Origin of the sequence: Mesorhizobium sp. (assembly GCF_004962245.1) — a bacterium.
GTDB lineage: Bacteria > Pseudomonadota > Alphaproteobacteria > Rhizobiales > Rhizobiaceae > Mesorhizobium.
Window position 1 is genome coordinate 155,573 of the sequence record NZ_SUHQ01000011.1, and the last position, 20,083, is coordinate 175,655.

At 64.5% G+C, this 20,083-nt stretch carries 18 protein-coding genes; 6 read left to right on the forward strand and 12 right to left on the reverse strand.

Features of this window, described 5'->3' with window-relative positions; genetic code table 11:
- Window positions 1–265: 265 nt before the first annotated feature.
- Window positions 266–2,038 carry a glucan ABC transporter ATP-binding protein/ permease gene (locus tag E5X88_RS14090; protein ID WP_292162146.1) on the forward strand — a complete coding sequence of 591 codons (1,773 nt, stop codon included), beginning with the start codon at window positions 266–268 and terminating at the stop codon, window positions 2,036–2,038.
- A 95-nt stretch (window positions 2,039–2,133) separates the two neighbouring features.
- Window positions 2,134–2,886, forward strand: coding sequence for a heme ABC transporter permease (locus E5X88_RS14095; RefSeq protein WP_292162149.1), 753 nt, complete (start codon window positions 2,134–2,136; stop codon window positions 2,884–2,886).
- 62 nt (window positions 2,887–2,948) lie between these two features.
- On the opposite strand, the gene E5X88_RS14100 is transcribed toward E5X88_RS14095, so the two are convergent.
- Window positions 2,949–4,007, reverse strand: a complete 1,059-nt coding sequence (locus tag E5X88_RS14100) for a D-TA family PLP-dependent enzyme (RefSeq protein WP_292162151.1) — start codon at window positions 4,005–4,007, stop codon at window positions 2,949–2,951.
- 244 nt (window positions 4,008–4,251) lie between these two features.
- Between E5X88_RS14100 and E5X88_RS14105 the strand changes: the two genes are divergently transcribed.
- Window positions 4,252–4,938, forward strand: a complete 687-nt coding sequence (locus E5X88_RS14105) for a D-lyxose/D-mannose family sugar isomerase (protein ID WP_292162152.1) — start codon at window positions 4,252–4,254, stop codon at window positions 4,936–4,938.
- 57 nt (window positions 4,939–4,995) lie between these two features.
- Here the strand turns inward: E5X88_RS14105 and E5X88_RS14110 are convergent, their stop codons facing one another.
- From E5X88_RS14110 to E5X88_RS14135, 6 genes are read right to left on the reverse strand one after another with little or no spacing between them, the layout of a single operon-like run.
- Window positions 4,996–5,862, reverse strand: a complete 867-nt coding sequence (locus E5X88_RS14110; protein WP_292162153.1) for an RDD family protein — start codon at window positions 5,860–5,862, stop codon at window positions 4,996–4,998.
- Window positions 5,849–6,880 carry a stage II sporulation protein M gene (locus E5X88_RS14115; RefSeq protein WP_292162157.1) on the reverse strand — a complete coding sequence of 344 codons (1,032 nt, stop codon included), beginning with the start codon at window positions 6,878–6,880 and terminating at the stop codon, window positions 5,849–5,851. Before E5X88_RS14115 ends, E5X88_RS14110 begins: the two co-directional genes overlap by 14 nt.
- Entirely contained in the window at window positions 6,877–8,187 is a 1,311-nt protein-coding gene (locus E5X88_RS14120; RefSeq protein ID WP_292162159.1) for a DUF58 domain-containing protein, read from the reverse strand. Before E5X88_RS14120 ends, E5X88_RS14115 begins: the two co-directional genes overlap by 4 nt.
- Window positions 8,184–9,140 carry a MoxR family ATPase gene (locus E5X88_RS14125; protein ID WP_292162161.1) on the reverse strand — a complete coding sequence of 319 codons (957 nt, stop codon included), beginning with the start codon at window positions 9,138–9,140 and terminating at the stop codon, window positions 8,184–8,186. Before E5X88_RS14125 ends, E5X88_RS14120 begins: the two co-directional genes overlap by 4 nt.
- The gene (locus E5X88_RS14130; RefSeq protein WP_366664748.1) at window positions 9,127–10,326 is read right to left on the reverse strand and encodes a DUF4350 domain-containing protein; all 1,200 of its coding nucleotides are present in this window, start codon (window positions 10,324–10,326) and stop codon (window positions 9,127–9,129) included. The genes E5X88_RS14125 and E5X88_RS14130 overlap by 14 nt, the downstream gene beginning before the upstream one ends.
- Window positions 10,323–10,949, reverse strand: a complete 627-nt coding sequence (locus E5X88_RS14135; protein ID WP_292162164.1) for a DUF4129 domain-containing protein — start codon at window positions 10,947–10,949, stop codon at window positions 10,323–10,325. The genes E5X88_RS14130 and E5X88_RS14135 overlap by 4 nt, the downstream gene beginning before the upstream one ends.
- A gap of 153 nt (window positions 10,950–11,102) precedes the next feature.
- Here E5X88_RS14135 and E5X88_RS14140 point away from each other — a divergent pair, with 153 nt between their 5' ends.
- Window positions 11,103–11,867 (forward strand): hypothetical protein, encoded by a 765-nt coding sequence (locus E5X88_RS14140; RefSeq protein WP_292162166.1) that lies wholly within the window; start codon window positions 11,103–11,105, stop codon window positions 11,865–11,867.
- Window positions 11,868–11,904: 37 nt separating this feature from the next.
- On the opposite strand, the gene E5X88_RS14145 is transcribed toward E5X88_RS14140, so the two are convergent.
- Genes E5X88_RS14145 through E5X88_RS14165 form a run of 5 tightly spaced genes read right to left on the reverse strand, consistent with a single transcriptional unit; the run spans window position 11,905 to window position 16,901 of the window.
- Window positions 11,905–13,221: an aspartate aminotransferase family protein gene (locus E5X88_RS14145; protein WP_292162167.1), complete on the reverse strand. Its 1,317-nt coding sequence runs from the start codon at window positions 13,219–13,221 to the stop codon at window positions 11,905–11,907.
- Window positions 13,218–13,985, reverse strand: coding sequence for an N-formylglutamate amidohydrolase (locus E5X88_RS14150; protein ID WP_292162168.1), 768 nt, complete (start codon window positions 13,983–13,985; stop codon window positions 13,218–13,220). The genes E5X88_RS14145 and E5X88_RS14150 overlap by 4 nt, the downstream gene beginning before the upstream one ends.
- Window positions 13,985–15,307 (reverse strand): glutamine synthetase, encoded by a 1,323-nt coding sequence (locus tag E5X88_RS14155; protein WP_292162169.1) that lies wholly within the window; start codon window positions 15,305–15,307, stop codon window positions 13,985–13,987. The genes E5X88_RS14150 and E5X88_RS14155 overlap by 1 nt, the downstream gene beginning before the upstream one ends.
- Entirely contained in the window at window positions 15,304–15,951 is a 648-nt protein-coding gene (locus E5X88_RS14160) for an isochorismatase family cysteine hydrolase (RefSeq protein WP_292162171.1), read from the reverse strand. The genes E5X88_RS14155 and E5X88_RS14160 overlap by 4 nt, the downstream gene beginning before the upstream one ends.
- Window positions 15,948–16,901 carry a MurR/RpiR family transcriptional regulator gene (locus E5X88_RS14165; RefSeq protein ID WP_292162172.1) on the reverse strand — a complete coding sequence of 318 codons (954 nt, stop codon included), beginning with the start codon at window positions 16,899–16,901 and terminating at the stop codon, window positions 15,948–15,950. The genes E5X88_RS14160 and E5X88_RS14165 overlap by 4 nt, the downstream gene beginning before the upstream one ends.
- Before the next feature lie 145 nt (window positions 16,902–17,046).
- Between E5X88_RS14165 and E5X88_RS14170 the strand changes: the two genes are divergently transcribed.
- Both E5X88_RS14170 and E5X88_RS14175 read left to right on the forward strand, forming a co-directional pair.
- The gene (locus E5X88_RS14170; RefSeq protein WP_292162175.1) at window positions 17,047–18,213 is read left to right on the forward strand and encodes an FAD-binding oxidoreductase; all 1,167 of its coding nucleotides are present in this window, start codon (window positions 17,047–17,049) and stop codon (window positions 18,211–18,213) included.
- A complete protein-coding gene (locus E5X88_RS14175) occupies window positions 18,213–20,069 on the forward strand; it encodes a branched-chain amino acid ABC transporter ATP-binding protein/permease (RefSeq protein WP_292162176.1) in 1,857 nt (618 codons plus the stop codon). Before E5X88_RS14170 ends, E5X88_RS14175 begins: the two co-directional genes overlap by 1 nt.
- Window positions 20,070–20,083: the final 14 nt, after the last annotated feature.

Genomic DNA, 20,083 nt, shown 5'->3' on the forward strand with positions numbered 1-20,083 from the left:
GGCACAGGCTTTCGGGATACGTCCATAACCACTTGCTGATTAAAATTGCGGCAGTGCTTCCAGCCTGCCACGATTTTGCCGCAACGCTGACATTTTACCTTTCTTCTCAAACCGTTAGGTGATCACGGCAGATTTCGGAACGTCGCCATCTTTTGTTCGCGAAATGGGAACTGAAGAGGTACACGAGCATTGTTTCGCGACACGTCAAAGGGTACGAGTCAAAAAATGATGCGGTGCACAATAACAATTTGCCGGAGTAGCTGAAGTGTCCCTTCTGCAAATCTACTGGAGAGCGCTCGGTTATCTCGCTGCCGATAGAAAACGCGTTGCGTTGATCTGCGGGGCGAATGTCGCGCTTGCTATTATCGCCATCCTTGAGCCGATCATGTTCGGACGGGTGATCGATGCTATTTCGGATGGTGGCTCGGTCTTTTCGACCCTCGGGCTGTGGGCCGGTATCGGTGCCTTCAACATCGTCGCCTTCGTTCTGGTGGCGCGCGGCGCGGACCGCTTTGCCCATGCGCGGCGCAGCGATGTCCTTTGCCAGTCGTTCGAGCGCGTGATCACCATGCCGCTTGCTTGGCATCATCAGCGTGGCACCTCCAACTCCCTGCATACGCTTCTGCGCGCGGTCGAGACCTTGTTCAGCCTCTGGCTTGAGTTCATGAGGCAGCATTTGTCCACTGCCGTCGCGCTGGTTCTGCTGGTGCCGACGGCGTTCAGCATGGACATTCGCATGTCGATGGTCCTGCTGGCGCTGGGCGCGCTCTACATCGGAATCGGGCGGCTGGTGATGCGCCGTACCAAGGAAGGCCAGGCCTCCGTGGAGCGGCACTTTCACAAGGTGTTCGCGCATGTAAGCGACTCGGTCAGCAACGTCGCCGTGCTCCAGAGCTACAATCGCATCGGCCACGAGACCGACGCCTTGAAGCGCTATGTCAAGAATCTGCTCGATGCCCAGTATCCGGTGCTCGACTGGTGGGCATTGGCCAATGCTCTGCACCGCCTGTCGTCGACCATTTCGATGATGGTGGTGCTGTTGATCGGCTCCTATCTGGTCATGAATGGCCAATTGCGCATCGGTGACGTCATCGCCTTTACGGGCTTTGCCACGCTGCTGATTGCCAGGCTCGACCAGATGTCGGCCTTCGCCAACCAGATTTCGGAAGCCAGGGCCAAGCTTGAGGAATTTTATCGCCTTGAGGACTCTGCCGAAGACGCCGCCGAGCCGGATGGGTTGCGTGACCTCGTCAACGTCACTGGTCATGTGCGCTTTGAAGACGTCAGCTTCGAGTTCGCCAATTCGGGGCAGGGCGTGCACGACGTGTCATTCGAGGTCCACGCTGGCCAGACCGTAGCCATCGTCGGTCCGACGGGCGCGGGCAAAACCACGCTCATCAATCTCTTGCAGCGCGTCTTTGCGCCGTCCAGCGGCCGTATCCTGATCGATGGCATCGATACCCGCACGGTGACCCGTAAGTCGCTGCGCCACTCGATCGCCACCGTGTTCCAGGATGCGGGCCTGCTCAACCGCTCGATCGAGGACAATATCCGCGTCGGACGCGCCGAGGCGACCTATGATGAGGTCCACGCCGCCGCCAATGCCGCCGCAGCGCAGGATTTCATCCTGTCGAAGAGCAACGGCTACGACACGGTCGTCGGCGAACGCGGCGGACAGCTTTCGGGCGGCGAGCGCCAGCGTATCGCCATCGCGCGCGCCGTGCTGAAGGATTCGCCCATCCTGGTGCTCGACGAAGCGACCAGCGCGCTCGACGTCGAGACGGAAGACCGCGTCAAGGAAGCGATCGACGAATTGCGGCGCGGCCGCACCACCTTCATCATCGCCCACCGCTTGACCACTGTTCGCGATGCCGATCTGGTCGTGTTCATGGACAAGGGCAGGGTGGTCGAAATGGGTGGCTTCGCCGAATTGTCGATGCGCAATGGCCGCTTCGCCAGCCTGCTGCGCGCCGGCGGCCTGCTCAACGACGAGGAAGTCCGCCGCCTCAGCCGCACCATCACGGACGAGGCCGCCTGAGCTCTTTCCCTTCTCCCCCGAGGGAAGGGAAAGGCTCCGCCTGCGACACGGCGCTGTAGTTGCCCCAAACGCATCGCCGGTTTATGTAAAGCCGCATGAGTGACATGACTTCACGCCTCAGCGGCTGGATGGATTTCGCAAACCCGACACGGTTTGTAGGGTTGGCCGACAAGGTGGTGCCGTGGCTGGCGACCAGCGCCACACTCATCCTGGCCGCCGGGCTTTATATGAGCTTCACGGCGCCGGAGGATTTCCAGCAAGGCATCACCGTGCGCATCATGTATATCCATGTGCCCTTCGCCTGGCTGGCCATGATGTGTTTCACGCTGATGGCGATTTCCGCTTTGGGTACGCTTGTATGGCGCCATCCGCTGGCCGATGTCGCGTTGAAATCAGCGGCACCCATCGGCGCCGTTTTTACAGCGCTCGCGCTGATCACCGGTTCGATCTGGGGCAAGCCGATGTGGGGCACCTGGTGGGTGTGGGACGCGCGGCTGACCTCGGTCTTCGTGCTGTTTTTGATGTATCTCGGCATCATCGCGCTGACGCGGGCACTCGACGATGCGGCACGTGCCGCCTGGGCCGCCGCAATCATCACCCTGGTCGGCTTCATCAACATCCCGATCATCAAATTCTCGGTCGACTGGTGGAATACGCTGCATCAGCCGGCTTCGGTGTTCCGGCTCGGCGGACCGACCATCGATCCCAGCCTGTTGTGGCCGTTGCTGGTCATGGCTCTGGGCTTTACCGTGCTGTTCTTCGCGCTGCATCTGACGGCGATGCGCACCGAAATCCGGCGGCGCCGCGTCATTTCCATGCGCCGCATCGCGGCGAGGCAGGCTAACTGACCTCTGCCGAGTTCCTTCGCGCCCCCTCTGTCCTCCCGCCAGCGTTCTGAGAAATTCCGCACTCACCCCATGCGGCCGCGCGCCGCCACCGGCAGCGTCTCCAGCACCCGTTCTCCAGCGATCAGGTGGACCTCGTCGAACAGATTGGTGACGACGCAGCAATGGTCGGGCACGATGCGCACGCGCTCGCCGATACGCAGCCTGGCGTCGCCGGAAAGCGTGATGTTGCCATGCTCCTCGCTGAGGCCGGTGACGGTGGCGCCCGGGACGCCCAGCAGTTCGCCGAAATCGGGCAGCCCCAGCGTGTCGCTGGACAAGGCCTTGCTGCCGGCATCGAGGATGGCCCGTGTTGGCGTCGGATGGCTGACCACCGTCGACAGCACCGTCAGCGCGCAATCGTCGAGGCTTCCGACGCCTTTGGCGACCTGGTAGCGGTCGAGATAGATGTAGGTGCCGGGACGGTACTCGGTGACGACGGAAGCCTCGCTCGAGCGCCACATATCCGGCGTGCCGCCGCTGGAGATGCGTTCGCAGGCTAGGCCGGATGCGGCGAGTGCCTGGCGCGCATCGGCGAGCCACGTCTCGGCCTCGGCGGCGCGGCCGGCCGCCGGATAGGTCATCAGCCCGCCGAAGGCGAGCCCCTTGGCCTTGTCGATCTCTCTGGCCAATGCGACCGCCTCGCTGGCCGACTGGACGCCGCAGCGGCCCATGCCGGTGTCGCATTCCACCAACACCGGCAGCCGGTGGCCGGGATCGGTGAAGGTTGCGGCGAGGCCCCCAAGTGTTTCCATGCTGTCCGATGTCACCGACAGCGTCACACGGCCGTGCAGCGCCTTGAGGCGCTCCAGCTTGGCTCTGCCCAAAATGTTGTAAGGGAGAAAAATGTCGGTGAGGCCGGCATCGGCCATCACCTCGGCTTCACCGATCTTCTGGCACGTGATGCCGACGGCGCCCGCCGCGATCTGCTTCTTTGCCCAATAAGGCAGCTTGTGGGTCTTGATGTGCGGCCTGAGCTTCAGCCCGTGGCTGTCGGCATGGGCCTGCGCTCGCGCGATGTTGGCTTGGGCGCGGTCGAAATCGATCAGGATCGCCGGCGTATCGAGGTCATCTATGCTGCGCATGGGATTGTCACCGTCAGGAATTCGTTCGAACTTATGACCTTGATCGGACCGTATGTCATGAGGCCAGCTCATGCAGTTTACGTCGACACCGGACCGGCGTTCGGCTATGCGGTTAGCGCAGACCTCGAAAATCGAAATCGATTTCCGGAAGGATCATGCGCAAAAATCAAAGTGCTACAGCGTCCTTTGCGCGTCCGAAGGGACGCGCGGCGCTGTAGGCATCGCCTGAAGAAGGAACTCAACCATGAAACGTTCCACCGTCAACGACATCATCCGCGACGCCGATGCCTTCATCCGTTCGTTCGGCTACATCATGCCACCCTTCGCCTACTGGAGCCCGGAAGAGATGAAGGCGCACCGGCAGGATTCGTCGGCCATCTTCTCCTCCCGGCTTGGCTGGGACATCACCGATTACGGCCAGGGCAAGTTCAGCGAACTAGGCCTCTTCCTGTTCACTGTTCGCAACGGTCGCTACGAGGACATGAAGAAGGGCATGGGCATGCTCTATGCCGAGAAGATCATGATCTCGCGCAAGGACCAGCTGTCGCCGATGCACCGCCACAACATCAAGGCCGAAGACATCATCAACCGTGGCGGCGGCAGACTGGTGCTGGAGCTGTTCATGCACGATCGCGATGGCGGCATCGATCCGAAGGCCGAGGTATCGGTGCCTGTCGACGGAACCATCCACAGGCTGCCGGCGGGTGGGCTCCTGAAGCTCGATCCGGGTCAGAGCGTCACGCTTTTGCCAGGCGTCTGGCATGCGTTCTGGGCCGAGGGCAAGGATGTGCTGATCGGCGAGGTGTCGACCGTCAACGACGATCTCACCGACAACGTCTTTCGCGAACCGATCGGCCGCTTCGCGGACATCGACGAGGACGTCGCGCCGCTGCACCTGCTCGTGTCCGACTACGAGAAGTGGGTGGGATAACTGCGCCCTGCACCCACCGGCTGAGGTCGATGAAAAATGATGCGCGCGCGCCCTGAATTAACGGTCATGCTTGTCGGCCCTGCGGTTGCCCAGCAATAGCTTTCGCTCGAGATGGGCTCGCAGTTCGCCGTAATACGCCGTCAGGAACGGGCGGGCGTCATGCTCCTGCGGCGCCGCCCCGATCTTGCGTCCGATCGTTTCCGCCACCGTCCGCAGCGCGAAATAGTCGTCGCGCCGCAGCACTTCCTCCAGCTTGTGCAGTTCGGCGATGCCATAAGCATCGAGTTGGGCGTGGCTGAACTGAAAGGCCTTGGCGACCGGATCCTGCCTTGTCGACAGATCTTCCATCAGCGTGCGCTTCGGCGCTTCGACCACCCAGGTTCCCGCCAGGAGATCGCCGATCCGCATGCGGTCGCGATTGAAAAGCGGGAACAGGGCGAACAACAGCGCCCAGACCAGTCCGAAGACCGTCGTCAGCGTATCGGCGACGCCCATCCCACCCCGTCCGGCGATAATCGACAGCGGCAGAAAGACTTCGATCTCGCGCATCAGATTGCGGGCGATGACCTGATCGACCGACAGACCGGCTCCGCTGCGCGACGCCACCCTGATGCCGACGATCCGCTTGCCTGGCGTCGATGCGCGCCGGCCGGCCTCGAAGGCGATGAAATAGACGTTGCGCAGAAAGAAGATCAGGATGATCCAGACGATGAAAAGCGGCTGCATTTCATCGGTGCCAAGGCCTCCCACCCCTAACAGCGCGACGATCGTGGCCACGATTGCAGCCGTGACGATGAACACGACATCGAGCAGGAAAGCGGCAGCCCGTGTGCCGGCGTCGGCCAGCTTTATCTGGAGATCGACGCCTTCAGGCGTGATCAGCGAGCGTGTCGTCGCCAGCCGGGAGCGTCTAGCGGTCGCCATTCCGCACCACCTGGAACAGATAGAAATAGCCGATCCACAGCGCGAGCATGCCACCACCAATGGCATAGCGCGCGACATCGCTGGTGATCGTCTGCCTGCCGATGCCCTCGAGCAGTCCGGCAAACAGCAGCATGACCGAAACGCCGACCATCGCGGTCGCCGCGACGCGTCCCGCGTGGGCCGCCGCCATCATGCGGGACAACTCGCCGGGAAAGGCGATGCGCGTGCCGATGCGCATGCCGGCAGCGCCGGCCAGTGCGATGGCGAACAATTCGGTGGTGCCGTGAATGGCCAGCCAGCCGCCGAGTTCCATGCCAAGCCCCTTTGCCCAGTAGACTTGGAACAGCGCGCCCAGCATGCAGCCGTTGAACAGCATCAACAGCACCGTCGGCACGGCGAAGGCGAAGCCAAGGGCAAAGGCCAGGATTGCGACCTGTGCGTTGTGCGTGAAAAGATAGGCGGCAAAGCCCGATAGAAAGCCGTTGTCGCCACTATAGAGCATCCCGCGTAGCAGCTCGGCCGAAGCATCGGGGCCGCGGCCGGCAGCCAGGCCCGAGGGGATGATCGCGTCGAACCAGCCCTTGTCGGACGCTACCAGCCAGGCGCCGGCGCCGACGCCGACAGACATCAGGCCCACCGACACCAGCGTCTCGCGCCACAAATCGCGGATGGCACCGGGCCAGTCATACAGGAAGAAATCACCAATGCGCTGCCGCAGTCCGCGGCGTGCCCCGTAGAGATAGAAGTAACCCCGCTGTGACAGGGATTCGAGATAGGCGATCAGCGCGCTGTCGAGGGATGTCGCTCTCGCCACCGAAAGGGAAGACAATGCCGATCGGTAGAGCAGCGGCAGCGACAGCAGCTCTTCTTCCGACAGCGTTCTCGGCGCGCGTTTCTCGACGCGGGCGAGAAGCGCCTCGAATGCCTTCCAGTCAGCCTCGCGCTCCCGCCGGAAGCTGGCCAGCGACTGGCGTACGGCGCCGCCGCGTACAGCATCGCCAGGAACTGGCGCGCTCACAACAAATCCTCCCGCTTGAACTGCAGATAGCGCTCGACCAGCGCCGGCCCCAGCCTTTGATGGTCGGCTTCGATCACATGCGCGCCAAGCAGCCGCAACCGGCCGATGACGACCTGCCTTTCGCGCAAAAGCCCGCCGGCAACGACGGCGCGGGCGACATCCTCGCCGGACCGGGGCGGCATGTCGGCCAAGGTCTCCAACTCGACATCCCTGGTCATCATGAACAGCACCAGATGCCGCTCGGTAAGCCGGCCGACGGTGCGCAGCATCAATTCCGCGCTGATCGGATCGACGAAATCGGTGAAGATGATCACCAGGGAGCGCCGGTCGAGCCTTGCTGCAAGCGTGGTCAGCGCCAGGGTGAAATTGGTCTCCTCATTGGAATAGTCGATCTCCGCCGCCCGCTTCTGGATCATCGCGAAACTGGCGGAGCCGCGCACCGCGCCGCTTGAGACGCGCGGCCGCGCATCGAAGCCGAACAGGCTGACCATGTCGCCGCCCTTGAGCGCAATGAACGCCGACAGCAAGGCGGCCGTCACCGCACGGTCCACCTTCGGCATACCGTCAACCGGCTCGCACATCAGGCGCCCGCTGTCGATGGCCAGCACGATGTTGTTGTTTTCCTCGATGCGGAACTCGCGCGCCAGAAGCTTGCCGTGGCGGGCGCTGCGCTTCCAGTCGATCATCCGCCGGCCCATGCCCGGCTGGTAATCCTTGAGCGCCTCGAATTCCCGGCCTTGGCCGGCCCGGCGCTGCGCGTACCCGTCGGGCAAGGCCTCGCGCTGCAGCAACGTGATTGCTTGGTCGCGGGCGCTGCTGACGTCGGGCAACACCGCCACCTTGCTGTCCATCGGCAGGACGACCTGGTTCCAGACCAGTCCGAACGGCCCACGCCAGCGCACCCACAGACGATCGAAGCTGGCGATGCCGCGCCGCAGCGCCTGGAACCGGAGGTCGAGCGATCCGCCGTTGCTGGTCGGGGTCAGGGCACCGCCGGTGCCGCCCACTGGCGCCAGGCGCTCATCATGGCCGACGCGCGCCTCCAGGGTCCCTGGCCGGCCTGAAAAACGGGCGGCGACACGGACGGTGAACTGCCCGCCGACGCCAACCTGCGGCGGCGCGTGGAGGCTGGCGGCCAGCGATGCCCGGCCGTGTCCTGCCGCGGCGTCCACCGCCAGGAAGGCGAGCAGCAAGCAGATCCACAGCAATCCGAGATACCAGAGCGGCGGCAGCACCAGCGCGACCAGGAAGGCCGGTACCGCGCCTGCCGCCGCCGCCCACACCGCTCGGCCGCTTGGGTAAATCAACGTGGCGCTTCCGTCTGGTCGACAAGGTCGGAGACGATCTGCTCGACCAGGCGGCCGTCGATCTGGGCGGCCGGTGACAGGATGACGCGATGGCGCAGCGCCGGCACCGCCAGCGCCTTGACGTCGTCGGGGATCACATAGGCGCGCCCGTCGAGAGCCGCGCGCGCCCGTGCCGCCCTGGCCAGCATGGCGCTCGCGCGTGGGCTGGCACCGACTTCCAGGTCTGGGCTTTCGCGCGTGGCGCGCACCAGCGCCACGATGTAGCCGACGACGTCGTCGACAAGCGTGACGGAGCCGACGGTATCGAGTGCCTTCTCCAACGTCTTGCGGTCCGTCTGGGCCTTGATGCCGTACTGTGCGATGTCGTGCGAGGCGGAACCGCCACCGTGATGGACGACGATGGCCCGTTCCTCTTGCGCGTCGGGATAGCTGACCCGGTGCTTGAACAGGAAGCGGTCGAGCTGCGCCTCGGGCAGGGGATAGACACCCTGATGCTCGATCGGGTTCTGGGTCGCGACCACCATGAAGTTGCGGCCCAGCGAATGCGTGGTGCCGTCGAAGGTGACCGCATGCTCCTGCATCGCCTCCAGAAGTGCTGCCTGCGTCTTGGGCGGCGTGCGGTTGATCTCGTCGGCAAGCAAAAGGTCGCAGAAGATCGGACCGCGCGTCAGCGTGAACTGTCCGGTCTGGAAATTGTAGATGTTCGATCCGACGATATCGCCAGGCATCAAGTCCGGCGTGAACTGGATGCGTCCGTAGGCGACACCCAGAGCCTGCGCGAAGCAACGCGCGGTCATTGTCTTGGCCGTGCCCGGAGGACCTTCCAGCAGGATATGCCCGCCGGCGAACAAGGCGGTCAGCATCAGGTCGACCGTGTCGTGCTGCCCGGTGATCGCCTTGGCCACTTCTTCCCTGATCCGTGTCGCCAGGGCCTTCACATCATCGACGTTCACTAAGCCTCCTTGCCGTCCAGTCGTGCAGCCGCTCCGCTGCCTCGTGCATTTGCGTCAGGTTTCTCGCCTCGCTGGCGGCTTGCGCCCGCGCCGTGAATCCGCTGGCCTCGTCCTTATCGCGAGAATCGAGCCAGTGGTCGAGCGCTTCTCCTTGCAGCCCCTGCGGCGCACCCAGCAGTGCGCCTGCGCGCACCCGCATCAAGGCCGCATAACGGCCTCCCAGTTCCTCGAGTCGCCCGGCGCGCCGCAGCAGCATCGCCGTCGTATCCACCAGTGCGCGCTTGCCGAAGGCGATGGCGCGCAATTCGGCGCGCGGCGGGCCGAAACGGCCGAGGCCGTGCAGGAAAGCCAGCGCCGCCGCAGCCAGAATCGTCAGTGTCAGCGCCAGAAACGGCGGTTCGACCAACAGCTTGGCAAGGTCATACTTCCGCCCCGCGCCATGCAGCGTGAGATCGAACATGACCGGGCCGTTTTCGGGCTGCAGCAATGCAATCAGGTCGAGCGCGGCCGCCGCCTTGCCGGAATCCCCAAGCGCGGCGTTGTTGATCAGATCGGGGTCGGTCAGGACGTAGAATGGTTTGTCGTCCAGTTCGGTGAGCACAGCCTTGTCGTCGCCGGCTGCTATCAATGGCTGGTCGTCCGCCACCCACTGCAAATCGTCAGGAGCGGCAACGGGCCGGCCTTCGATGTCGAGTTGCTGCACCTTGCTTTGGCCGACGCCGATCTTTGCATTGGCGATCCGGCCGAGCCATTGGTTCACCACGGAATCGGGCAATCGCCCGAATTTCATGTTCCATCCTTCGTGCTCCTCCAGCGGCAGGGTCTGCCATTTGGGCAGCACGAAGAGGGTATCCTGGTTTTGTCGAATGTCGAGGATGTGATCGAGCGCCGCGGGATCGCTCTCGGGCGAAATGGTGACGATCAGCAACATGTCGGCACCAAGCTCCTGATCGGTCCGCGCCATGGAAGACGGGTTGCCGGTCAGCCGCATCCATTCCGCCAGGCCCGCATAGCCGACGCCGCTTTTCGACAGCGGCGTCGGGCCGCCGTTGCCGGGTTGCCGGAAATCGGGAGCATAGGTGGACAGCAGGAAGAAACCCGCTGCCGCAAGCAGGCTGGCGAAAATGCCCCAGAACAGCGTTCTTCGATTGAACGGTTCCTGTGCCGTTGGTTCGACAGCACTCATGTCCAGGCATCCCGGAAGACGAAGCGCTCATAGGCGTTGCGTGCCTCCCGCCAGCCTTCGGCGCCGACTGGCCGACGTGCGAACAATGCGGCTTCGACGATGCGTGCGATCTCGGTAAACGCGCTGCGCGCCCGCGCCGGGATGGAGGGTGCGGCGGCGATGTCGCGCGCCGTGAGCGACGGCCGCAGGAAGTCCGGCAGTCGGCCGGCAATATCGGCGACGCTGCGGCGAAGCAGGAGATGAACCGCTTCGTCATACTCGCCTCGCGCGGCAAGCGCGTCGGCTTCCGACAGCAGGACCTGCGCGGCGCCGGCGTCGGGACGCCATGCTTCCTCCGCCTCGGTCTCGCCCCGCGCGCGCTGCCACGGCAGGCGCCAGGCGATACCTTTCACCTCAAGGAAGACCAGGAGCAGGATGATCGCGGCACCTGATATCACCGCGCCCCAGAACAGATAGATCATGTAGGGACCGAGCGACGACAACAGGTCCGCCAATGGCTTCAGCCAGTCGGGTGGCTGGGGCGGCACATAGGTCGGCAGGTCGAATTGGATCGACTTATCCGCGATCAGCTGCTCATGCGCTTTTGCCAGCCATTCGGCCTCCGCTGTGCCTGGCTGTGCCACTGCCACCCGCTCCTATGCAACCTGTGGTTCCCCAGCCGACACTGACAATGCGCAACGGCAATTGCAAGTGGGGCTGGACGCCAAGCATCAATCTTGGCAGATTTGCTGCCAGGATCGCCAGCCGGCATGCGGCGGTGAGCGCGGGGGTGCATCATGACTTCAACCGCACTGGAACGGCCGGACAAGTTTCGCATCGGCAGGGTTTTCAACGACAGCTTTGCTGTCATCAGCCGCAATCCCGTTCTTTGCCTCGGGCTGGCAGTGCTGTTTTCGGGATTGCCAACGTTGCTCTACCAGCTTTGGCTCTGGAAATGGGCGATCGGCACCGAGACAGGCCCCCCGGAGTTCTCGGCCCAACGAGCCATCGTTACAGTCGTTGTCGTGCTGGTTTCCATGGTCCTGGCGGCGATTTTGCAGGCGACCCTGGTGCGCGCGGCCATCGAGGATCTGAACGGCAAGCGACCATCGATGGGCGACAGCCTCAAGATGGCAATCTCCCTCCTGCTGCCGGTGATAGGCATCGCAGTACTGGTCTCTCTTGGCGCGGGATTAGGCTTCATCCTGCTCATCGTCCCCGGCATCATGCTGTGGCTCCGCTGGTCGGTCGCCGTGCCGGTTCTGGTTCAGGAACGACTGGGGGTGTTCGGCAGCATGAAGCGCAGTCGCGAGCTGACCAAAGGGAGCCGTTGGGCGCTGTTCGGATTCTGGATTATCCTGATCATAGCCGTGATCGCCATCCAGCTTGTTCTGAGCCAAATCGTCATGGTCTTCGGCGTGACCGTGGCTCTCATCCTGGACGCACTGGTGACATCAGTCGTATCCGTGGTGACATCGGTCGCCCCGGCGGTCAGCTATGTCGAACTGCGGCAGGTTAGGGAAGGCACCAGCGTCGACGAACTGGCGGAGATATTCTCCTGATGCGAGAGGTCGCTCCCGCCTACCACATCATGCCCGCTTACCACATCATGAAGGAAACGACATCCGCGTCGGAGACCTTACCTGCCGTCACGTCGGCGATCGCCTGATCGACGATGGCCGCGCCCTCAGTGACCTCGTCCTCGATCAGCGTCAGCGGCGGCATGAATTCGAGCACGTTGGCTTTCAGCCCGACATAGGTGAAGGCCGCACCCAGTTCGTAGCCGCGATAGATGATCTTGGCCGTCGTCGTCGCCGGAACCGGCTCGCGCGTCGAGCGGTCCTTGACCAGATCGACGCCGATGGCAAGGCCGCGCCCGCGCACGTCGCCGATGATCTCGTGTTTTGCGGCGAGCGCACGCAGCGCTTCTGAGAATAGCGTGCCGACGCGCGCCGAACGCTCGACCAGGCCTTCCCTGTCGATCGTCTTCAGCACAGCGTTGCCGGCGGACGCCGCCACCGGGTTGCCGGCGGTCGTCTGCAGCGCGAACGCCGGTGCGTGGTCCATGATCTCCTTCGGGCCGATGACCGCCGAAAGTGGCAGGCCACCGCCGATGCCCTTGCCGAACACGACGAGATCTGGCGTCAGTCCTTCGTGCTGGAAACAGTGCATCATGCCGCTGCGCGCCAGCCCGACCTTGACCTCGTCGACGACTATTCTGATGCCATGTCTGCGGCAACGTTCCTGCAACGCCTTGAGGAAGCCCGGCGGCGGCACGATCAGCCCGCCATCCGACATCAGCGGCTCGATGAACACCGCCGCGACCTGATGCGGCGGGCAGGTGGTCTCGAACTGGTAGTCGAGCAGCGCGAGAACGGCCTCGGCGCTGAACTGCGGCCGGAACGGGTCGGGGTAGGGGAGCAGGAGCACGCCCGGCCTTGGCAGCGTGTGGGTCATGGCGGTATGGCCGCTGATGCCCATCGAGCCGGACAGGTTGCCGTGATAGGAGCCGATGAAGGAGATGAAACGCGAGCGGCCTGTCGCGGCTTGTAGCACACGCACCGCGCAATCATTGGCATCCGATCCGGAATGGCCGAACCAGACGCGCCGCTCACCGTTGCCGGGCGTGATCGCCAGCAGCCGTTCGGCCAGCGAAACCGCCGGCTCGTTCGGGTAGAGCAAGAGGCTGGCCCCGGCCATGTCGCGGATCGACGCCGCGACCGCCTCGACGATGGCCGGATGGCCGTAGCCGAGGATTGCCGGACCGGCCGAGCCGGACAGGTCGAGCAGCGAGCGGCCGCCTTCCTCGATCAGCCGATTGCCCCGGCCGCCGACGACGCTTAGCGGCGAAAAACGCAGCTTGCCGATTTGGGCGATGGTTGTCGCGTCGCGCTCGCGCAGGCTGAGATTGCTCATGACGCTTTCTCCTTCTGCTGCGCGGGCAAGGCGGCGGCCAGGCGGTTCGCCCACGCCTCGATGCCGGAGCGGCTCGACAACAGATCCTGCCGGATCTCGATGAGGACGGCGGGAATGCCGCGATCGTCGCCATGGATGGGCACGGCGTAGTCCGCGTCGCGGCTGATCACGTAAGGCACGTTGGCACCGACATTGAGCGCGCCGCCGACGCTTAGACCGGCGAGGATCGCTTCGCCGAAATCGCCGGCGCGGTCGTAAAGCACGCCGGCATGCCAGGGCCTGGGAACCCCGAGGAAGACCGGCGTGAAGCTGTGGATCGTCGCGATCCGCGTCGGCCTGCCGTCCTTCGCCCGGCGGTCGAGATGAGCAGCCACCCGGTCATGGAAAGGCGTGAACATGATTTCGGCGCGCCGGGCCTGCTCCGCCGGGTCGAGGCCGACATTGCCGGGAATATCGGTGTCTTCAGATAGGACAGGAATGCTGCCGCTCGTGCCCAGAGGCCGGTTGAGGTCGATCAGCAGCCGCGAATAACCGCTGAGGAAGGCCGGCGCATCGAGCAGCATCGACAGACGGCGCGTCACTTCGGCGGCGCCGATATCCCAGGCGATGTGACGTTGCAGATGGCGGATATCGAGCCCCAGCTGACCATATTCCGCCGGAATGTGGTTGGATGCATGCTCGCACAACAGCACGATATCGGAGCGTCCATTTTCGTTGAGCACGTCGACGGCAGCCGGCCACTCATTTGCAAGCTGCGCAGCCATCAATAAAGCGTCCGGTAGAGGTCGCAGACAGCCACCGGATCGAGACCGGCAAGGCGCTCGGTCTCATGCCGCTTGAGGCCGACGAAGGTCTCGACGAAGACCGGTGCGAACCATCCGGTGACGGTGCTGTCGGCGGTGAGCGCGTCGAGCGCCGCCGGCAGGGTTTCCGGTAGGCGTACGAGACCGAGCTTCTTGCGCTCCGCTTCGCTCATCAGCGTCGGGTCGCCGGTGACCAGCGGCGGCGTCGGCAGCTTGGCCTTCAGCCCCTCCAGTCCCGCGCGCACGATTGCCGCCAGCGACAGATAGGGGTTACCGGTGGCGTCGGCGGCCCGATATTCGATATTGTATTGCCGCGCCGGATCGCGCCCGCCGATCGTCACCGTCGGGCATATGCGTAAGGACGCCTCCCGGTCGCGATCGGCAAGCCAGGTGTAGGACGAACTCCAGCTATGCGGCTTCAGCCGGTAGTAGGACGATACGCTCGCCGCCGTCATGGCGGTGATACCAGGTAGATGGCGCAGCACGCCGGCACAGAAGGCACCGGCCTGGCTGGAAAGACCGCCCGGCTGCGCCGCGTCGTAGGTCGCCGGTTTGCCGGCCTCGTCGACGAAACTGAAATGGATATGGACGCCGTTGCCAACGGCATCGGGAGCAGTTTTCGGTGTGAAGCTGGCGCGCCAGCCGGCATTGCGCGCCACTTCGCGGGTGATTTCTCGGATGGCGACGGCGCGGTCGGCCGCGGCAAGCGCGTCGGCCGGCTCGTGCGTCACCTCGAACTGCTCGTTGCCGAACTCGGCGATGACCACTTCGGGCGCCACGCCCGCTTCCGCCAGCGCCGCCACCAGATTGGGAGCAAAAGGGTCGGCGCGGCGCAGCGCGGCGAACGACATCGAATGACCCGGGCCGAAGCCGGCGTCGGCGATGTGGAACTCATGCTCGAAGGCGGCGACGACGGAAAGCCCGGTTGCCGCTTTCAGCTCCGCCAGTGCATCCCTGAGCATGGTCCGCGTGCAGCCGACCCACGGGCTGCCGTCGAGTTCGACGATGTTGCCGGCGACCATGTCGAAAGGCGTCGCCGATCCGGTCAGCGCCGTGCGGAAACGCGCGTTGAGATCGGGCACCAGCCGCACGTCGCCGGACGAACCCCAGGGATTGGGATCGACGATGGAATTGAACGGCGTCAGCGACAGATTGGCCTGCAGCCAGCCGACGCCGGTGGCGGCGATCTTCTGCAGCTTGCTTTCGACGACCGAACGGCCGCGCGTGATGGCGGAAAGATCGGTGGTGACGACGGCAACGAGAGGTTCGACGGTCGATGTCATGCAGCTTTTCCCAAGGCTTTGAAGCGGGCGACGACCGTGTTGGTGTCGGTGACCCAGCAGTATCCGCCGAAGGCCTTGAGCGCGATGTCGTGGCGTTCCTGGGTGATGGTGGCGCAGGCGTCGGATACACAGGTTATGAGGTAGCCGCGGTCGGCGCCGTCGCGCACCGTCATGTCGACGCATTGATCGGTGAGCACGCCGACCACGACGAGATAGCGAATGCCAAGGTTCTTCAGGAGATAGTCGACATTGGTCGAATTGAATATGCCGGACGACGTCTTCGGCAGCATGATCTCGTCGCCGACCGGCGCCAGCGATGGCACCGGCAGACCCTCCGGCAGGCTGGGCGCAATATGGATCGGTGTCAGCTTGTGGTCGAGGGACCGGTCGCGACCATCCTCCGTCAGACTCTGGATGATGGTGTGGATCACCTCGACGCCATTGGCGCGGGCCGCCGCCAGCAGGCGTTCCTGGTTGGGGATCGTTTGCGACGCGGTCTGGCGGTAGAAATAATGGTCCGGGCCGCGCTCCGGATGCGCCGGATCGGCGCCGGGCTCCAGCCAGACGCGCTGCATGTCGACCAGGAGCAGTGCGGTTTCGCCGGCCCGGAACGGCTCGTTTCGTTTTGGCAGTGATTGCGTCATGCTTTCTGGTCCCGCTTTGTTGATTTGGTTTGGGCTGATTTAGGTTGGGCGGATTTGGGCCCGGGCATCCTGCGCGCCCCGTTTTCTTCGGGGCCGGCACTGTCGAGGGTCACGGCATTGGCATGCCGCACGTCCTCAAGCCTCTCGATGCGTTCGCGAGCGGCATCGCCCAGCGAGGAGACGATCTGGGCGACCAGCGCCTCCATCTGCGCGATCGCCGGCGCCAGCGTGTCATAGGGGGAGGCGACTTCCAGCGGGCTGACGATGGTGACCTCGGCGAGATCGGCAATCGGCGACAGCCATTGATCTGTGAACAGCACGATGCGCACGTCGCGCGCCGCCGCCTGCCTGGTGTAGTCGATGACGTCGAACTGGTAGCGGCGATAATCGAAAACGACCAACACGTCACGGCGGCCGAGATCGGCCAGCGTGTCGAAGGCCTGTGCCGACAGCGTGCCAAGATCGCGGACGCCCGGCCTGAACTGCAGCATGTAGCCGGCGAACATGCTGGCGATATGGCGGCTGAAACGACCGCCGAGCATAACCACCTCGCCCTTGGTCTCCATCAGCAAACGTGCCGCGCGCTCGTAGCTCTGTAACGGTGTCAGGCTGACGGATTTCTCGAGCGCGGCACCGACGGAGCCGAGATAGGCGAGGATGGCGCTGTCTTCAGCGCCTGTCGGCCGCTTGGCTTCCATCATCAGCAGGGGTGAATGCAGCCTGGCCTCGACCTCCGCCAGAAGCTTGGCCTGAAAATCCGGAAAGCCTTCATAGCCGAGCTTGACCACCAGCCTGACCACGGTTGGGTCGCTGACGCCGGCGCGCCGGGCGAGTGACGAAGCAGTGCCAAGGCCGGAGGTCGGATAGTCGGTCAAAAGCAGCCGGACGATCTTTTCCTCCGACGGCGTCAGCGCAAGATCCCCGCGCATCAGAACGTCGCGTATGGTCATTGGCCTCCCCGAATTCGGTGTTCTCTCGTTTTGTCGAGTTTATTACAGAGATTTTAATTTCGGTCAACAATGAAGAGATGTTGACATAACCGGACAACTGGTCTTAGCTTTGTCGGAAAGCAGCCAGAGACTGTGGGGAACAGCCATGCGGACAGGAAGCGACGTCATCGTCGTCGGTGCGGGAATTGTTGGATCGAGCGTCGCCTATCATCTGGCTGCGGCCGGGGTGAATGTGACGCTTGTCGAGCAGACGCATCCCGCCGGCGGACCGTCCGGCAAGTCTTCAGCCCTGCTGCACGCCTTCTACCTGATGCCGGAACTTTCGCAGCTCGCCATCCGTGGCCGCGAGATTCTGATTTCCTTGCCGGAGATTTCAGGCGAGGGTCCCTTCGTCACCGAAATCGGCATGATGTGGGTCTGCGGCAACGACAATGAGGCGAGCTGGAAGGCCGCCGCCGAACGGATTCGCGGCGAGGGCGCATTAATCGAGACGTTGTCGCCGCAAGCCTTCGCCGACGCCGCGCCCGGCTTTGCGCTGGACAATGTCGCGCTGGCGCTATGGGAGCCCGAATACGGCTATGCCGATGCCTTCGGCGCGACCAACGCAATTGCCCGCGCCGCCAAGGCACGCGGTGCCAGGATCAAGCAGAACACCCTCGTCGAACGGCTTGTGAAGGAGGATGACCGCATCGGCGGTGTCGTGCTCGCCGACGGAACGGCGATGAAGGCCGATGCGGTTGTGCTTGCCGCCGGGCCATGGACGCGCCGCCTGCTGACGACGGTTGGCCTCGACCTGCCGCTGCATGTCGAGCGCCATCCGATGGCCGTCCTCGACGCCGCCGGCAAGGCGCGGCAAGTCATGCCCTTCGCCTGGTGCGACGACATTTCCTGCAACTATGCGCGGCCCGATAATGACGGCGTCATCCTGGCCGGCACCTGGGCCGGCGGCGGCACTGGCGTGCGCCACGAACAGGCTGGCCGCCCTCGTTTCGTAGACAATCCCGACGACTACATGGAAGGCGTCGAGGAAGCGGAATCGGTGAAGATCCTGGAAACCTTCGCGACGCGCGTGCCGGCGATGGCCGATCTCGGCATCCGCCCCGGCTATGCCGGGCTCTACGACATGAGCCCCGACGACCTGCCGGTTATCGGCGCCATGCCTGGCGTCGATGGGCTGTTCGTTGCGGCCGGCTCCTCCGGCCATGGTTTCAAGACCGGCCCAGCGGTCGGCGAAGCGGTGGCCAGACTGGTCACCGAAGGCGCCCAGCCGATCCTGGTGCCGTTTTCGCCCAGCCGCTTCAAGGCCGCGTGATGGCGTCGGTGGCGATGGGCGAGGGAAGGGTGCGGTCGTTCATGCCGGCCGCGTTCCGCAACGCCAGCGCCGATGCGTTTTGCATGGTGGCGGTGCTGCTGCTGGGGGCGCTCATTGTCTTCTTTTTCGGTGGTGCCGCCATGCAGCGTGTCGTCACCTATGCGGCGATCATGCTGACGGCGGTGCTGGGGCTGCAGATATTCTCCGGCAACAGCGGCATCGTCTCCTTCGGCCACGCCGCCTTTGTCGGCCTCGGCGCCTATGCCACCGGCATCCTGACCATGCCGGCGGCGCTGCAGCGCACAGCGTTGCGCGACCTGCCGCAGTTCCTCGCTGGTTATGAACTCTCCTTCTTTGCTGCACTCGCCGTCGTGCTTGTCCTTGCGATCGTCATCGGCTTTCTGACCGGCACGCCTCTGCTCAGGCTGTCCGGGTCGAGCGCGTCGATCGCCACGCTCGCCATGCTGATCATTGTCTACACGCTCCTCGTCGCCGGGCGCGAGATCACCCGCGGCAGTCAGCCTTTCTACGGCGTGCCGCGCGAGGTCGGGCTGTGGACTGCTATCGGCGTCGCTTCGGTGGCGCTGGTGGCGGCAAGGCTTTTCCGGGAAACCGCCTTTGGCCTTGCCACTCGCGCCGCCGCCAATGACGAGCGCGGTGCCGCCGCCGTCGGCGTCGACCAACGCACCTCGCGCCTGGCCGCCTGGGTGGTGGGCACGGTCGCCGCCATGGCCGCCGGCGCCATGATGGCGCAGTTCCTCGGCGCCTTTTCGCCGCGCGACTTCTATTTCGACCTCGGCTTCACCTTGCTCGCCATGCTCATCGTCGGCGGCATGAGCTCCTCGCTCGGCGCCTTTGCCGGCGTCGTCGTCACCATCGTCGTGATCGAGGTGGTACGTCGCTTCGAAGGCGGCGGCGAGGTGTTCGGCCTGCATCTGCCAGTGCTGTTCGGCCTGACCCAGGGCGTGCTTGCCATCGCCATGATCCTTGTCATCTGGCGGCGGCCGACCGGCCTGTTCGGCGAGCGCGAGCTGAACCTTTTGCGCCGGCCCGGCCGTCAGGCCGCGACGGTCCCGGCCGCGCCGCTGCTGCATGCCGAGCGCGACCGGCTGGCGGCCGACCATCTGTCGCGGCGCTATGCAGGCGTCGTCGCCGTCGACGACGTCACGCTGAGCTTCGATACCGACAGCATCACCGGCATCATCGGTCCGAACGGCGCCGGCAAGACGACGCTGCTCAACATGCTCGCGGGCGACGTCGAGCCGAGCGCCGGCAGCGTGTCGATCGGCGGCTCTGTCAGACAGGCCTCGGCCTTCCGCTTTGCCCGCTCGGGCATTGCCCGCACCTTCCAGAACATCCGCGTCTTCCCGCAAATGACCGTGCTGGAGAATGTCGTGGTCGCCGCCCGTTCGGTCGAGCCCGATCTTGCCGCTGCCGAGGCGGCGGCCATGCGCGAGCTTTCGCGCATGGGCCTGGAGAGATTTGCCGATCAGCCCGCCGCCAGGCTCGCCTATGGCCAGCGCCGCCGGCTTGAGGTGGCGCGGGCGCTGGCGTTGAAACCGCGCTTCCTGTTGCTCGACGAGCCCGCCGCCGGCATGAACGCGGTCGAGACCGCAGAGCTGGTTTCCATCCTCTCGGCCGTCCGCACCGAGCGGCGCATCGGCGTCGTCCTGATCGAGCACGACATGCGGCTGGTGATGAACCTGTGCGAACGCATCGTCGTCATCGACCATGGCCGTGTGATCGCCGACGGCACGCCGGCCGAGGTGCAGAAGAATCCTGCCGTCATCGCCGCCTATCTCGGCAGCCGCACCGCCCGCGCCAAGACCGCCAACGAAACGCCTGCAACCGCATGAACCGCATAGCCAAC